Below are 16,665 nucleotides of genomic sequence, written 5' to 3'. Positions count from 1 at the left end.
CATGAACGGCATCATGCAAGGAAAGCGCGGCCTCATCATGGGCGTCGCAAACAACCACTCTATTGCCTGGGGCATTTCCAAAGCTCTCGCAGCTCAGGGTGCCGAGCTCGCCTTCACCTATCAGGGTGAAGCGCTCGGCAAGCGCGTCAAGCCGCTTGCTGCAGAACTGGGTTCTGATTTCATTGTACCCTGCGATGTAGAGAATATCGCATCGGTAGACGCTCTTTTTGCAGCCATCCGTGAAAAGTGGGGCTCACTCGATTTCGTCGTGCACGCCATCGGCTTTTCCGACAAGAACGAGCTGAAAGGCCTGTACGCGGATACGACACGCGAAAACTTCAGCCGCACGATGGTCATTTCCTGCTTCTCGTTCACGGAAATCGCCAAGCGCGCTGCCGAACTGATGACCAATGGCGGATCCATGCTGACGCTGACCTATAATGGTTCGCAACGCGTCATTCCAAACTACAATGTCATGGGTGTCGCCAAGGCAGCACTGGAAGCATCGGTTCGCTACCTTGCCGCCGATTTCGGTCCCCGCGACATCCGCGTCAATGCCATTTCGGCTGGCCCCGTCCGCACGCTGGCAGGCGCCGGTATTTCGGATGCACGCGCCATCTATTCCTGGAACCAGAAAAACGCTCCGCTACGGCGGACGGCGGATATCGACGATATCGGTGGATCGGCGCTTTACCTGCTGTCCAGCCTGTCGCGCGGCGTGACAGGCGAGTGTCATTACGTGGATTGTGGCTATAACATTACGTCTACGCCGACACTCGAAGTCCTGTCGAAGGCAGATGCCGAATAAAGACACGGTTTCCAAATGTAATCTAATAAAGCCCGGCCAAGCGCCGGGCTTTATGTTTTCCATAACCATAATATCACAGGCAAACGCCGGTTAAACTTCAAGTTTTCAAGGTAAGAGAATTTAAAGACCAGCTGGTTATGGTCTGTAATGAATTTTAGCAGCGCTGGCGTTTGCCGCATACCATAAAGATCGACATCGCCCCATGCGACTGGCCCATCTGAAAACATCGCTGAGAAAACTCCGTGTCTCGCGCGATGGAGCTGCGGCGATCGAATTTGCGATTCTCGCCATCCCCTATTTCCTCGTCGTCTTCGCCATCATCGAAACCTTCATCGCCCTGATGGCGGAGCAGGTCGTTACCAGCGCGACGGACACGATGGCGCGGCGTCTGCGTACCGGCCAGATCAGCAGCACGATTACGAAAGAGGACTTTCGCAAGAGCTTCTGTACCGAAATTTCCGTGATGATGACCTGCTCGGCCGACGAAATAAAAACACCGCAGAAACTCTATATCGATCTGCGGACCTTTGCCGCCTTCAAGGATGTTCCCACGACCATTCCGCTGAAGCCGATCGGCCAGTATTACGATCTCGATCAAAGCCAGTTCGGTTTCAAGCCCGGCGGACCGGAAACGATCAACATGCTGCGCGTCTATTACCGATGGCAGGTTGTCGCCGACATCATTCGCCCGTATCTGACGAAAATACGCCCTGCCGATGGCTCCATGCCGTCACATTTCCTGATCGTCGCGACAGACGCCTTCATGAATGAAAAATACGTGACGAGTGGCAGCCCATGAGAGAGCGTATGTTGACAGTCATGGGCTCAGGGAAAACGCGGCTGATGGGCCTCGCATCACGGTTTGGCAAAGACCGGCGCGGTGTGGGTGCCGTCGAGTTTGCAATCATCTTTCCTATCCTGGTCGCGCTCTATCTGACCTCGTTTGAACTCACGCTGGCCTACAGCGCCTTCAAACGCGCGAGCCATGCAACCGCATCTATCAACGACCTGATTTCGAAGAAAAACTCGGTCGACAAAGCCTATCTGCAGACGACGCCGGTGGTAACCCAGGCGATATTCGCGCCGCACAATGCAAATGGCCTCAAGCTGAAGATCAGCGGCATCAAGATCGACGACAAGACCCAGGCGAAAATAGCCTGGTCATGGTCATGGGACGGGACGGAAGGAAAGCCCTATACGGCGGGATCCAGCGTCACGGTTCCCAAAGGGCTGCTCATCGCGAGCACATTCCTCGTTCACGTCGAGCTTTCGGTTGACCACAACCTGCTGATGTTCATGCCGAATCTGTCCTCAGATGTTCAGAAGATTCCGATCGGGCGCGAGTACTACTTCAAACAGCGCGATCAGGAAATTACCTGCTCGGACTGCTGAAGACAGCCCGAGCTTTTGAAGCCTGAATGGTCGAGTTTTTCTCCTACAGGCAGAAACACTCAATATACGTCGCGCAGGTAACGCTTTTCGCGTTTCAGGCGGTTTACGTAATCACTCGCCGCCTCGGCAGAGATACCCGCCTCAGTGGCCACGATTGCGTGAAGCGCATCATCAACGTCCCGCGCCATACGCGTAGCATCGCCGCAGACGTAGAAATGGCCGCCCTCCTCCAGCCATTGATAAAGCGCCTTGCCGTTTTCCTTCATGCGGGTCTGGACGTAGATCTTTTCGGCCTGATCGCGTGAAAACGCGAGATCGAGACGCGTCAACACACCCGTGCGGCTCATTTCGCCAAGCTCATCCTCGTAGATGAAATCGGCCTGACGGTGCTGGTCGCCAAAGAAAAGCCAGTTGCGGCCCTTGGCACCTCGGGCCTGACGCTCCTGCAGGAAAGCGCGGAAAGGTGCAATGCCCGTTCCCGGCCCCACCATGATCATCGGAGCATCGTCGTTCTGGGGAACACGAAACGCCTTGTTCTGCGAGACGAAGATACCGGCGTCCTGATCTTCCGCGATGCGGTCGGCGAGATAGGTCGAGCAGACACCACCACGATCGCGGCCTTCGGCACGGTAACGGACGCTGGCAATTGTCAGATGGACGCTGTTTACGGCAACCAACGGGCTCGAGGAAATGGAATAGGCGCGGTGCTGAAGCGGCTTCAGAAACTTCATGAATTCCGCCACGTCAAAGAGCTTGCCATCGCCGAGCGCAAGCAGGTCGAGAATATCCTTGCTCCAGAGGAAGGCAGCAAGCTGCTCCCTGTCGCCATTCAGAAGGATGTGATTGAGCTCTTCGTGTCCCGAACGCTTCGCGACCTCGTTGATCAGATCACGGGAAGGCGTGGATATCTCGAACGACTTCATCAGGAGATCGCCGAGCGGCGGCTCAAACCCTACGACAACGCCATCGGTGTCGCTGCCAAGCCGTGCGGCCAGCGCTTCCACCAGTTTCGGATCATTGACGGGAACCACACCAAGCGCATCGCCCGCTTCATATTGCAGCCCGCTCTCTCCCAGATCGAATTCGTAGTGACGGATTTCCTTGGACGAGGAAGCGCCGGAAAGGGAGCGGTTGACGCTGAGCTTCGCGGCATAAGGATTTTTGCGGTTCCAACCCTGCTTGGATTTTTCCGGTTCGGCGGCGGCTGGTGTGATGGCAACGGAAGCCGCGCCACCATCCACGGCGACGGCCATAGGCAGCGTTTCGCCAATCCAGCCGGCGGCGGCGTCCTCAAAATCGATATCGCAATCGAGGCGGGTCTGAATGCGCTTGCCACCGAGTTGCTCCAGTCGCGTATCGATGAGCTTGCCGGCCTGGCAGAAGCCGTCGTAACCGGTGTCTCCCAGAGCAAGCACCGCGAAGTTCATGGCTTCCAGCCGCGGCGCGGCATCGGCGGACAGCGCCTCCCAGAAAAGCTGGGCATTGTCCGGCATTTCGCCTTCGCCGTAGGTGGACGTGACGACGATCACCCGCTTCATCGTCGCAAAGCTTTCCATCGTCACCTCATCCAGACCGGCAACGATGGGATGCAGGCCCTGCGTGCGCGCCGCGGCGGCGATATCCATTGCCAGAGCCTCGGCGTTGCCCGTCTGCGTTCCAAACAGCACGTTCAAAACAGCCTGAGCGGCCTTGGGCGCCGCAGCCGTGGAAACCACTGTGTCGCCAGCCAGAGCAGTGCGGGAATGAAGACCCGCCAGAAAACCTGCAAGCCATGCACGCTGATCGCCATTGAAGGGGGCGTCTTCGGGGATATAGGGTATCTTCATCATGCTGCCCTGTTCTGGGAGGAGGCGATTCCAAGATCGGGAATGGCGCGGGCAGCAAAAAGCTCCTCGTAACCCGGCAGGCGGCCGATCTTTTCGATGTTCTTGCGGTTCTGCTGGATGATCCAGCCATAGGTGCCGGGGCTATCCACGGACCAGATGTTCCGTCGCGCCAAGGCCTGCTTGTAGTCATCCAATCGCTTGGCTGCGATCATCACGGCAAGCTGCTCATCGCTGTGGTCAGAAAGCGCCTCGCGGGCATATTTCAGCAACCGCTGCATCAGAGCATAGTCTTCCGTAAGGATCAGATTACGCACCGCCTTTTCGATTGCCGGATCGGAAGGGCCGCTCGCCATCGGCACGCGCTGCATGGCAATGGCCTGCGCCATGTTCAACACGGTGTAGTTGTTGAGGAGCGCATACATGTCTTCCGTATCGGTTTCGCCGTAACCCGGCACGGTGCCGTTCAGCACCGCCTTGCGATCGCGATAGGCCAGCTTGAACTTGCGCACCTGATGGACGGCAAGCGCGGTCGCCAGCTCTTCAAGCAGCTCCTTGCGTGGCTTCGCCTTCAGGATTTCGTCGCTGTCCTGATAAAGCAGCAGGGCGCGCGGCATGCCATAGACGAAATTATGCCGTTCGCTCTCCCAGTTTTCCAGAAGCCATGCGGCCTTGGCGGAACCGGTTTCCGCGACATGCCAGGTCAGCAGGCGATGAACGGCCTGATGATGGATGGCAGCCTGTTCATCGTCACCGGTGATCGATCCCAGCAGAATGGAATCGTGGCTGACCTTCTTCGGCAGATCGCCATAGGGGTCGTACTGGTAGACAAAACCGCCGCTCATGCCGTTGCCGAAACCCTTGCCGAAGCTGCCGAGGTTTAGCACCGCGCCATTGGTCATGTATTCGCAGGCGAAATCGCCCACACCTTCGACAACGGCGGTTGCACCGGAGTTACGCACGGCAAAACGGTCGCCTGCCTGCCCCTCGACGAAGGTACGGCCGCCGGTGGCACCAAACAGCGCGAAGTTGCCGACAAGCACATTGCCGCCTGCCTCATCCGAACCGCCCCCCGGCGAGCGGACGACGATGGTTCCGCCGCAAGCACTTTTGCCTACGCCATCATTACAGGTGCCGGTGTGAACCATGACCATGCCGTCGTTGCAGAAAGCACCAAACGACTGGCCGGCAGAACCGGACGTATCGATTCGCACCGAACCCGCCTCGAGGAAACGGCGGCCACGTTCGTCCTGACGAACGGCAGGCAGACCTGCGACCTGCTCTTCCGTCAGTTCATGGTTGAGCAGACGCTCGATATCGATGGCAAGCTGCCCACCGACACTCTTGTTGCAATTGTTGAGGAAACGATTGCCGCCAAGCTCGATGGTTTCGCGCTTGCTGTCGACAAGCGCCGAGCGGACCAGATCGACAAAGGCATCATCCAGCGCAAAGTCCTTTTCCATGTAGACAGGATTGTCGATCATCACCTCGTCCACCACGGTCAGCATTGCCCTGAGATCGAGCTGGCCGACGCTGGCCGGATGATCAAGGAGGTGCATCAGGTCGGAACGGCCACGCGCTTCCCGCAACGAGCGAAGCCCGAGGCCGGCCAGAATTTCGCGTGTCTCATGGGCGATGTTCATGAGGTACTGCGCCAGTGCACGCGGATCGCCATTGAAGGCTTCCTGATTGGTGGTCAGACCCGCCGGGCACTTGATGTTGCAGTTCTTCGCCATGACGCATTTCAGCATCATCAGCGCCGTGGTTCCGAACTCGAAGCTGTCGCCACCGAGAAGTGCGGACTTCACGACATCGCTTGCCGTCTGGTGCGCGCCGGAGCAGCGCAGCAGTACCTTGGCGCGCAGGCCGTTGGCACACAGCGCCTGATGGACTTCGGCAATACCGATTTCCGCAGCGCGGCCGGTGTATTTGAGGCTGGTTACAGCCGCCGCGCCCGTGCCGCCGGTATTACCGGCGACGTTGATGACATCGGCGCCCGCCTTTGCGACGCCGACGGCAATCGTGCCGATGCCTTCGGACGACACAAGCTTGACGATGACACGTACGCGGGCCGCCTTCGCGTCATGGATGAGCTGAGCCAGATCCTCGATGGAATAGGTATCGTGATGCGGCGGCGGCGAAACCAGTTCGACACCCGGTGTGCCGCCACGCGCAGCGGCGATCTCCACCGTGACCTTGGGCGATGGAAGCTGCCCGCCCTCGCCGGGCTTTGCGCCCTGACCGATCTTGATCTCGATTTCCTCCAGCATAGGGTCGGCCAGATAACCGGCCCAGACGCCGAAGCGACCGGATGCGAACTGCTTGATCCGGGAGGCGCGGATCGTGCCGTAGCGGGAAATGTGCTCTCCGCCCTCGCCGGAATTCGACATGCCGCCGACCATGTTGGTGCCGTGCGCCACCGCCTCATGCGCGGCTGCGACCAGAGCGCCATGGCTCATCGCACCGGAAGCGAGCGTTGCGGTGATCTCGCTTGCCTTCTGCACGGAACCGAGCGGGATGCTATCCGGCGCGGTGCGGATCAGCTGGAGATAGGCGAGCGCCTCACCCTTTGCCTGTACGGCAAGAGCGCCACCTTCCAGCCAGTGACCGGCGATATCTTGTCCGAAACGATCAACCAGCGACTGGCCGAGCGCGGCAAGCCGGGCGAGATTGTGGCCCTGCGGGCCGGTCAGCTGCAGGCGGAACGTATCGTCATTCACGCGGTTGCACAGCAGGCCGCGGACCATGAAGCTGTTGTTGCCCTGCCGCGAGAAACGTCCCATCTCACGGCGGAACTCTTCGGCCGAGCCGGCAAAGGTAACGTCAGCAGGCAATTCGAGCACATCGCGCAAAGCGGCGGGACGACGTGCCCGTTCTTCCGCCATCATGCGGGCGAAGGCACGGTATCCGGGCGTGATTTCAAACCTGTCGATCGCCTCGGGCGTCAGCCGATCGAAGCTGCTGTGGAAATATGCCTTGTCATCCAGACCGAAGGCATCCTCCAGCCTGTTGAGCGGTAGGAGGCGCAACATGTCCTCGTTTTCGGTTTCGGCGTTGTCGAAACCGATCTTTTCTTCCGTCATGTCCACGAAACCGCGAACCGCGATGGTGCCATAGGAATGGCCCGCACCTTCCGCGCGCTCCTTGAAAAGACCAAGCAACGGAATGTCGTTTTCGGCCTTCACCGTCAGCGCCTTGCGATGCCAGTCGGCAACAGCCTGCGCAATCACCGCGAAGTTCACGCCACCCACCGGCGTCTTCACATTGGGGAAATAGCGCTTCAGTACCGGGTCTTCGGTATCGAGAAAGTTCGGCTCGAAGAACTCGCCACCGATGTAGCTTTCCGCCGTGCAGAGCCCGACCTTGCCCATCGTCTTCATCAGCGACTTTTCAGCAGCCTTGGCAAAACGCTTGAACGCCTTGTCGGCTTCCGCACCGAACTTTTCCTCGGCACGGAACTGCACGCCGAGCGGATAGACCGCCGAAGCGCCGAAGCCGAGTGCAGCGGCGATGTGATGCGATGAGGAAAACTGGCCGCTTTCGACGATCAGCGAGACGCGCAGGCGCAGCCCCTCCTCGATCAGCTTCTGATTGATGGCCGAGACGACCATGATCATCGGCAGCGCGGCGCGATCCGCCGCCACATGCCGGTCGGTCACGACGGCGATACCGCCTTCGGCCGCAGCAAAGGCCGCAACCTCTTCGCAGACGCCATCGATCGCCTGCTTCAACGCCTCTTCATTGGCGCGCGCGTCGGCAAAGACCGGCGTGTAGAGCATTTCGAAACGGCGAACCGGTGTTTCTGCCTGCTCACGGATACGCAGCATGTCGAGATGGGTCAGAATCGGGGAACGGACGACGATCTGACGTGCAGCTTTCGCGCCGCTATTGGGCTTTGCGCCCAGCGCCACGCGCAACGTCATGCCGTCCGCCTCGCGGATGCTGTCGAGCGGCGGGTTGGTGACCTGTGCGAAGCGCTGCGAGAAATACTTCGCAACCCCGCCTTCCTGATCCGACAGCGCGTTGATGGCATTGCCATAGCCCATCGCCGAAATCTTTTCGGCGCCAGAGGCTAGCATCGGATCCATCAGGAACTTGAAGCTCTCCTGATTGTGGGAATAGGCGACGTAACGCTGGTGGCGTTCCAGATCGCCATTGTAGCGCAGCGGCGAGCCCTGCTTGTCAGCGGGAACCTCGGGCAGTTCTTCCAGCATCACCCGCGCCTGCCGCAACAGGGTGGTGTAATCCCGGCGCGACGCCAGCATTTCCAGCGCTTCAACGGTAGACCACGCCCGGCCTTCGGCATGATTGTAATAGAGCATGCCGCCCGCCTCGATGCGGCCGCGACGAATGACGCTTTCCGCCGGGAACGCGATCTGACCGGCTTCCGACATGACACAGAGGTAGTCTTGCGTCTCCACCGTGCGGAGCGGACGCAGACCGAGACGATCGAGACGCGCACCGATGATGGTGCCGTCACCGAAGATCAGCGCAGCCGGTCCATCGTTCTTTTCCTCGTACAGTGAGAAATATTCCAGCATCGCCTTTACCTCGGGCGACAGGGTGTCGTCGTTTTCCCAGGCTGGCGGCATCATCGACACCACGGCCGTGACGAGATCGAGGCCATCCTCCATCACGCGCGCCTGCAGCCTCTGGTCCAGACGGCAGCTGTCCGACTGGCCCTTCGGCCGGATGATGCTGGCGTTGCGTGCCAGGGCAACAGCCGCTTCCGAGAGCCGGTTCTTCTTGTCCGTGTTGAGTTCGCCATTGTGCGCCATCAGGCGGAAAGGCTGAGCCATCGACGGATGCGGATCGGTGTTGGTGGAGAAGCGCGTATGGAAGTACATCGTATGCACTTCATGGCGCGGGTCCACCAGATCGCAGAAATAGGGCATGACCTCATTGGAGTTGAGGCGCCCTTTGAAGACCTGCGTGCGGGCGCTCAGCGACAGCGGGTAAAAACCGGCAAGCTCCGGCGCGGTGTAGGCAACGGCCTCGATGGCCAGCAACGCCTTGTGAATGCGCCAGTCGAATTCGCCCAGGGTCTTGTTGTCCGCGGGTGCGGAAAACACCCACTGGCGGATCGGCAGCTGATAGCGAACCGCTGCAGGGCGGATAGCCGTGTCATCGACAGGCACATCGCGGACCAGAAGAACGGAGAAACCCTGCTCCTGCAACGCGTCGCCGATGATCTCGACAGCACGATCGTGAAAGGCCGGATTCTGCGGGAGGAAAAAGTTGCCGACACCGAAACGTCCGGCAGCAAGCGTGTCATCTCCGGTCAGCGTCCGGAAAAATGAAAGAGACAGGTCTACCGAGATACCCGCGCCGTCACCGACACCTTCGGCCGACATGCCGCCGCGATGCGGCACCGCACAGAGAGCTTCATGTCCACGTTTGAGAACGTCGTGCGTCTGGGCTGTGTCCTTGCGGGTAATGAAACCGACGCCACAGCTGCTTTTTTCAAAAGCTGCATCGTAAAGACCGGTGTTCTGCTCAGTCATTGCCACGGGCGTCTCCTCTCGTTGCGCATTCCCCTGCATCGCCATCTTTTCCCAAGAGGGCGGCTGACACGGCCATCCCCTCTGCGGACGGAGCCGCAGGCGACCTGGCTGCTCCTCATGTTTTATGCTTAGCGGCGTTTAATGTTGCGAACGGTCACTTTGCGCGCGCCAATCAGCGCGGCGGCGGATGCCGCTTTTTCGCAAATAATCGTTTTCGTCGTTCGCATTGCCATTCCTGATGACCGGTTGCCGGGATAAAATTCACCGAATTACGTCAGTATTACTTACATAATATTTTATGATGCATCTAGTCAAGATTAAAATGGCTTCGCGCAATAAAAAAACAAAAACGCCGCGAAATCCGACAGGATTCCGCGGCGCTTGCGCTAAAGATATTTTTAAATTTCCCGGATCACTCCGACGGCATGTCGAGGGTGCGGCTGAAACCCAGCGCCACGAGGGTACAGATCGCGCCGGATAGCAGATAGATGCCTACCGCAAAGAGGCCGAATTCGGACGAAAATCCGAGGGCCACAAGCGGAGCGAAACCGGCACCGATCAGCCAGGAGATATCAGAGGTGAGCGATGCACCGGTATAACGATACTCTCGACTGAAACGGGACGCCAACGCGCCACCCGCCTGACCGAAGGACAGGCCGAGGAGCGAGAAACCGATCAGCACGAAGAGATAGCGGCCGATATCACCCCCATCCAGCAGGACAGGCGCGGCAAAGCTGAAGAGCGCGATCAACACCGCGGCGATCGCCAGCAGCTTGCGGCGGCCGATCCGATCGGCAAGCGCACCGGATACCACGATCATACCGCCACCGATAATGGCGCTTATGAACTGCACGAAAAGGAAATCCGAAAGCCTCTGGTTCGTATTCAGCGTCACCCAGCTGATCGGAAAAACCGTCACCAGATGGAACAGCGCAAAGCTTGCCAGCGGCACGAAGGCGCCGGTGAAAACCACGCGCGACTGATGGCGCAGCATTTCGAACATCGGCTTGGGTTCCAGCTCATGCTGCTCGAGCATGGCCTGGAATTCCGGAGTGACGATCAGGCGAAGACGGGCAAACAGCGCCAGAACGTTCAGCGCAAGCGCCACAAAGAACGGAAAACGCCAGCCCCAGGCCAGGAATTCCGGATTGGACAGCTGGGTCACGAAGATGATGAAGAATGCGCTGGCGAGGCCGAACCCCATGGCAGCACCGACCTGAGGCATCATCGCATACCAGCCGCGCTGCTTTTCAGGCGCATTCATGGCTAGAAGCGATGTCAGCCCATCCCAGGCACCACCAAGGCCAGCGCCCTGGCCGATGCGAAAACAGGCCAGCAGGACCGGTGCGACCACGCCCGCCTCTGCATAGGAAGGCAGAAAGCTGATCGCCATCGTGGAGCCACAGAGTGTGAAAAGCGCCGCTGTCAGCTTCACGGCACGACCGAACTTGCGGTCGATCTGGAGGAAGATGAGGGAACCTATGGGTCTTGCGACGAAGGCAAGCGAGAAGACCGCAAAAGAGTATAGCGTTGCCGTCAGCGGGTCCGCGAACGAAAATAACACATAAGGAAATACAAGCGCCGAGGCGATGGCGTAGACGAAAAAGTCGAAGAACTCGGTCATCCGCGCCAGGATGACTGCGATCGTAATGCGATCCGGATCAACGGCGACCGGCGTTGCCTGTCCTTGTGATCCATTCGGCCCGGTATAGGATGAGGCCGCATCGATATAACTCATGATATTCCCTCCTGCGTATCGCGAACTATGTCGGTAACGCCAACGGCTCCTCTTCCGTTCACGTTACATGCGACGGATTGTCACACAGGCCTTGAGGGCGGTCAAACAGAATCCCCAAAAGGACTTGCCCCACGGGGGCTCTATGCGATAATCCCCCGGCATCCGCGTCCTAAAAGGGTTCTGTGCTTTTCTTGCCGCACTGCGAAAATTCGCTGCGGCGCGACAAAATTACGCATTTATTAAATGACGTTTGGCAACTAACCCCGAGACACAATGAAATAATCGAGTTCAAGAACGTGCGCACGATCAAGAAATTATCCGCGGCCCTTATGGGCCTATCGTCGCTGCTGCTGCTCAGCGGCTGTAATCTCGTCGTGATGAACCCCTCGGGGGATGTCGCCCGCCAGCAGGCGGACCTTATCATCACCTCCACCGTTCTGATGTTGCTGATCATCGTTCCGGTTCTGGCACTGACGCTGTTTTTCGCATGGAAATACCGCGAATCTGCCAAGGCTGAGGACTATGATCCAGAGTGGCATCATTCGACGCGCCTGGAAATGATCATCTGGTCGGCGCCCGTCGCCATCATCCTGATGCTCGGCACCGTCACCTGGATCGCCACACACCGTCTGGATCCCTACCGTCCCATCGACCGCATCGATGAAAACCGTGAAGTCACGGCTGACGTGAAGCCGATCACGGTCGAAGTCGTCGCGATGGACTGGAAGTGGCTGTTCTTCTATCCGGAGCTTGGCATCGGCAGCGTCAACGAATTCGCCGCGCCTGTCGACGTTCCGATCAATTTCAAGATCACCGGTACCACGGCGATGAACTCGTTCTTCGTTCCTGCACTTGCAGGCCAGATCTACGCCATGGGCGGCATGCAGACCAAGCTGCACGCGGTCATCAACAAGGAAGGCGTCTACGACGGTTTCTCGGCCAACTTCTCCGGACCGGGCTTCTCGCACATGCGTTTCAAGTTCCATGGCCTGAGCCAGGGCGGCTTCGACCAGTGGGTTGCCAAGATCAAGGACGGCGGCAAGCCGTTCGGCCGGATGGAGTACCTGGATTTCGCGAAGCCTTCCGAGCGTGAGCCGGTGCAGTATTTCGCCAACGTGGACCCGGAGCTCTACGACGCCATCCTCAACCGTTGCGTCGAACCCAACAAGCTCTGCATGCGTGACATGATGCACATCGACGCCAATGGCGGCGGTGGCAAGGAAGGCATCGACATCGCCAAGGCACTGAATTCCGTGGTCTGCACCCCGCTTTCGCCTTATGGCGTTGCCAGCGGCCCGCAATCCACACCGGCTGCCATCGAAGGCCAGACTTTCGAACCTGCCGCAATGCCACAGATCAAGGCGGAAATGACGCCGCATTCCGGCAACGCCGGCTAACACAAACCGATTATCTGCGGCGCGCTTTCGCGCCGCTTTATGATTTGAATCAAGAGGCTAAAATGGTCGCTACCACCGATCAAACGTCGTCGTTCCTTCTTGGAAAGCTGACGTGGGAATCCATCCCTCTGCATGAGCCCATTCTCATTGCCACCTTCGCGGGCGTCGCCGTCGGCGGCATCGCCCTCCTCGGGCTCATTACCTATTTCCGGCTCTGGGGCTATCTCTGGAAAGAATGGTTTACCTCTATCGATCACAAGAAGATCGGTATCATGTACATCATTCTCGCTCTGGTCATGCTGTTCCGCGGCTTTGCCGACGCCATCATGATGCGTCTGCAGCAGGCGATTTCCTCCGGTGGTTCCGAAGGGTATCTGAACCCGCATCACTATGACCAGATCTTCACGGCGCATGGCGTCATCATGATTTTCTTCATGGCGATGCCGATGATCACGGGTCTGATGAACTACGTCATTCCGCTGCAGATCGGCGCACGTGACGTTTCCTTCCCGTTCCTCAACAACTTCTCGTTCTGGATGACGACGGCTGGCGCGGTGATCACGATGATCTCGCTCTTCATCGGCGAATATGCCCAGACGGGCTGGCTTGCCTATCCGCCGCTTTCCGGTATTCAGGGAAGCCCGAGCGTGGGTGTGGACTACTACATATGGGGCCTTCAGATCGCCGGTGTGGGAACGACGCTATCGGGCATCAACCTGATCGTGACCATCATCAAGATGCGCGCGCCGGGCATGACCATGATGCGTCTGCCGATCTTCGTCTGGACCTCGCTGTGTTCGAACATCCTGATCGTGGCATCGTTCCCGATCCTGACCGGCACGCTCGCCCTCCTCACGCTTGACCGTTACGTTGGTACGAACTTCTTCACCAACGATCTCGGCGGCAACCCGATGATGTACGTCAACCTCATCTGGATCTGGGGTCATCCGGAAGTTTACATCCTGGTTCTGCCGGCATTCGGCATCTTCTCGGAAATCGTCTCGACGTTCTCGCAGAAGCGCCTCTTCGGTTATGCCTCGATGGTCTACGCGACGGTGGTCATCACCATTCTCGCCTACATCGTCTGGCTGCACCACTTCTTCACCATGGGTTCGGGCGCCAGTGTCAATGCCTTCTTCGGCATCACGACGATGATCATCTCGATCCCCACCGGTGCGAAAATCTTCAACTGGCTGTTCACGATGTACAAGGGCCGCATCAAGTTCGATGTGCCGATGCTGTGGACCGTCGGCTTCATGATCACCTTCGTCATCGGCGGCATGACCGGCGTTCTGCTGGCCGTTCCTCCGGCGGACTTCGTACTGCACAACTCGCTGTTCCTGATCGCCCACTTCCACAACACCATCATCGGCGGTGTGGTCTTCGGCGTGCTGGCCGGCATCGTCTACTGGTTCCCCAAGGCTTTCGGTTATCGTCTGGATCCTTTCTGGGGCAAGCTGTCCTTCTGGTTCTGGTTCATCGGCTTCTACGTCGCCTTCATGCCGCTCTACGCGCTCGGCCTGATGGGGGTTACCCGCCGCCTCAGCCAGTTCGAAGATACCTCGCTGCAGATCTGGTTCGTCATCGCGGCATTCGGTGCCTTCCTCATCGCTCTGGGTATCGCCTGCTTCGTCATCCAGCTCATTGTCAGCTTCTTCAAGCGCGAACAGCTGCGCGACCTGACGGGCGACCCCTACAACGGTCGCACGCTGGAATGGTCGACGTCTTCTCCTCCGCCGGCCTACAACTTCGCCTTCACGCCTGTCGTGCATGACGTCGATGCGTTCGCGGACATGAAAAAACGCGGCGCAGAGCGTCCTGTGGACGGCTTCATCTCCATCCACATGCCGAAGAACACCGGCGCGGGCGTCATAATCAGCGCTATCAACGTCGTGCTCGGCTTCGCTCTGGTGTGGCATATCTGGTGGCTTGCGGCATTGAGCCTGCTCGCCATCATCGCGGCCTCGATCGCTCACACCTTCAACTACAATCGCGACTATTACATTCCGGCATCGGATGTAACGGAAGTAGAAGCAGAACGTACGAAGCTGCTCGCAAATCAGGCGTAACAGAATGTCTCAAGCACCTGTCCAAACCGCCGATGGCGCGGAAAAGCCGGTCTTCTACCTGAAGGAAGACCACCATCCGGAAAACGGCACGTCGCTAGGTTTCTGGCTGTATCTGATGAGCGACTGCCTTATCTTCGCAACGCTCTTCGCAACCTATGCCGTGGTCGGTCGCAGCTATGCGGCCGGTCCATCCGGCGCGGATCTGTTCGACCTCAAACTGGTCGCCATCAACACCGGCTTCCTGCTGTTCTCGTCCATCACCTATGGCTTCGCCATGCTGGAAGCGCAGAAGAAGAAGGTCAATTCGACCCTGATCTGGCTCGGCATCACCGGCCTCTTCGGTCTGGCGTTCCTCGGCCTCGAACTCTACGAGTTCCATCACCTGATCCATGAAGGTGCTGGCCCGCAGCGTTCAGCGTTCCTTTCCGCGTTCTTCGCGCTGGTAGGCACGCACGGTCTGCACGTCACCTTCGGTGTCATCTGGCTGGTGACGCTGATGGTGCAGGTGAAGAAGTTCGGCCTGCATGAGGCCAACATGCGCCGCCTGACGTGCCTTTCCATGTTCTGGCACTTCCTCGACGTCATCTGGATCGGCGTCTTTTCCTTCGTCTATCTGGTTGGAGTTCTGTGATGGGTTCGAACACACACGCACACGACCACGGTCATTCGCATGACCATGGCCACGATCATCACCACGACAGCGGAGAAGATCACGGCTCCTTCAAGAGCTACATGATCGGCTTCATTCTTTCGGTCATCCTGACGGCCATTCCGTTCTGGCTGGTCATGGGCGACGTCCTCGACAACCGCACGACGACGGTGCTCGTCATCATGGTCCTCGGCATGATCCAGGTTTTCGTGCACATGATCTACTTCCTGCACATGAACACCAAGTCGCAGGGCGGCTGGGTCTTCATGTCGTTGCTCTTCACGCTGGTTGTCGTGATGATCACTCTCGTCGGCTCGCTCTGGGTCATGTACAACATGAACAAGAACATGATGCCGACGATGACCATGGAGCAGATGCGCAACATGCCCTGACGGGCAAGGACCGCATACAATCTACAGCCCGCAGCACCTGCGGGCTGCCTCTCCGAAAAACAGAAAAGCCCATGAATTCGGAGAGCGGATTCGTGGGCTTTTCCTTTAGGATCACCACGCTCATGAACGTCCGAGAAGAAACCGGCAACAGCAGCAAACGCATCCGCCCGGCGGCCATCGTCGTCATCCTCATGACGGTCGTTCTCACCGCCTGCCTGCTGGTTCTTGGCACATGGCAGGTCAAGCGTCTGTCGTGGAAGCTCGATCTCGTCGCCCGCGTCGAGGACCGTGCCCACGCCGCCCCGGTTGACGCACCCGTGCAAGGCGAATGGCCATCACTCACCGATCCTGCCGAATATGAATATCGCCGCGTACGCCTTTCCGGCACGTATCTCCATCAGAACGAGGTGCAGGTCTACACCGTTTCCGATCTCGGCCCCGGCTACTGGGTGCTAACACCGCTGCAACGCGACGACGGCTCCCTCGTCATCGTCAATCGTGGTTTCGTTCCCAGTGACAAGCGTGATCCTTCCACCCGCCCTGAAAGCGAGGTTGCAGGCCGCGTCGATGTGGTGGGGCTGATGCGTGCTCCGGAAACCGGTGGCCTTTTCCTGCGGACCAACGATCCCGCCAACAATCGCTGGTATTCCCGCAACATCGCCCAGATATCGGCCGCCAAGGGGTTGGCGAACGCCGCACCGTTCTATGTCGATGCCGACGCGGCGGCCAATCCGGGCGGCCTGCCAGTCGGCGGAAAGACCATGTTGACCTTCCCCAACAACCATCTCTCCTATGCCGTGACCTGGTATATACTGGCGGCGATGGTGGTCGCGGCGGGCTGGTACGTCAAGCGTAACCTGAACGCGCCGAAGCGGTTCGCACAGGACGACTGA

Annotated in this window: 11 protein-coding genes; 8 read left to right on the top strand and 3 right to left on the bottom strand. The window is 58.7% G+C overall.

The window, feature by feature from the left end; translation table 11 throughout:
* Position 1: 1 nt before the first annotated feature.
* The 3 genes from fabI (at position 2) to N7578_RS09895 (ending at position 2,200) form a co-directional block, all read left to right on the top strand.
* Positions 2-808: an enoyl-ACP reductase FabI gene (fabI, locus tag N7578_RS09905; protein ID WP_311110186.1), complete on the top strand. Its 807-nt coding sequence runs from the start codon at positions 2-4 to the stop codon at positions 806-808.
* 202 nt (positions 809-1,010) lie between these two features.
* Positions 1,011-1,607, top strand: coding sequence for a TadE/TadG family type IV pilus assembly protein (locus N7578_RS09900; protein WP_311110185.1), 597 nt, complete (start codon positions 1,011-1,013; stop codon positions 1,605-1,607).
* Positions 1,604-2,200: a TadE/TadG family type IV pilus assembly protein gene (locus tag N7578_RS09895; RefSeq protein ID WP_311110184.1), complete on the top strand. Its 597-nt coding sequence runs from the start codon at positions 1,604-1,606 to the stop codon at positions 2,198-2,200. Before N7578_RS09900 ends, N7578_RS09895 begins: the two co-directional genes overlap by 4 nt.
* 59 nt (positions 2,201-2,259) lie before the next feature.
* On the opposite strand, the gene N7578_RS09890 is transcribed toward N7578_RS09895, so the two are convergent.
* The 3 genes from N7578_RS09890 to N7578_RS09880 form a co-directional block, all read right to left on the bottom strand.
* A complete protein-coding gene (locus N7578_RS09890) occupies positions 2,260-4,029 on the bottom strand; it encodes a sulfite reductase subunit alpha (RefSeq protein ID WP_311110183.1) in 1,770 nt (589 codons plus the stop codon).
* The gene (locus N7578_RS09885; protein WP_311110182.1) at positions 4,026-9,533 is read right to left on the bottom strand and encodes a glutamate synthase-related protein; all 5,508 of its coding nucleotides are present in this window, start codon (positions 9,531-9,533) and stop codon (positions 4,026-4,028) included. The genes N7578_RS09890 and N7578_RS09885 overlap by 4 nt, the downstream gene beginning before the upstream one ends.
* 406 nt (positions 9,534-9,939) lie before the next feature.
* Positions 9,940-11,265, bottom strand: a complete 1,326-nt coding sequence (locus N7578_RS09880; RefSeq protein ID WP_311110181.1) for an MFS transporter — start codon at positions 11,263-11,265, stop codon at positions 9,940-9,942.
* Positions 11,266-11,594: 329 nt separating this feature from the next.
* On the opposite strand from N7578_RS09880, the gene cyoA reads away from it, so the two are divergent.
* The 5 genes from cyoA (at position 11,595) to N7578_RS09855 (ending at position 16,665) form a co-directional block, all read left to right on the top strand.
* The gene (cyoA, locus tag N7578_RS09875) at positions 11,595-12,662 is read left to right on the top strand and encodes a ubiquinol oxidase subunit II (protein ID WP_311112455.1); all 1,068 of its coding nucleotides are present in this window, start codon (positions 11,595-11,597) and stop codon (positions 12,660-12,662) included.
* 62 nt (positions 12,663-12,724) lie between these two features.
* Positions 12,725-14,731 carry a cytochrome o ubiquinol oxidase subunit I gene (gene cyoB / locus N7578_RS09870; protein WP_311110180.1) on the top strand — a complete coding sequence of 669 codons (2,007 nt, stop codon included), beginning with the start codon at positions 12,725-12,727 and terminating at the stop codon, positions 14,729-14,731.
* A 4-nt stretch (positions 14,732-14,735) separates the two neighbouring features.
* Positions 14,736-15,362: a cytochrome o ubiquinol oxidase subunit III gene (gene cyoC / locus N7578_RS09865; RefSeq protein ID WP_311110179.1), complete on the top strand. Its 627-nt coding sequence runs from the start codon at positions 14,736-14,738 to the stop codon at positions 15,360-15,362.
* Positions 15,362-15,772 carry a cytochrome o ubiquinol oxidase subunit IV gene (gene cyoD, locus N7578_RS09860; protein ID WP_311110178.1) on the top strand — a complete coding sequence of 137 codons (411 nt, stop codon included), beginning with the start codon at positions 15,362-15,364 and terminating at the stop codon, positions 15,770-15,772. Before cyoC ends, cyoD begins: the two co-directional genes overlap by 1 nt.
* Before the next feature lie 122 nt (positions 15,773-15,894).
* Positions 15,895-16,665: an SURF1 family protein gene (locus N7578_RS09855; RefSeq protein WP_311110177.1), complete on the top strand. Its 771-nt coding sequence runs from the start codon at positions 15,895-15,897 to the stop codon at positions 16,663-16,665.

The sequence above is a fragment of the Agrobacterium tumefaciens genome (assembly GCF_031801495.1).
In the GTDB taxonomy this organism is placed as follows: Bacteria; Pseudomonadota; Alphaproteobacteria; order Rhizobiales; family Rhizobiaceae; genus Agrobacterium; species Agrobacterium tumefaciens_K.
The sequence above is the reverse complement of the archived record's forward strand: the minus strand, read 5'-3'. Positions and strand labels throughout refer to the sequence as shown.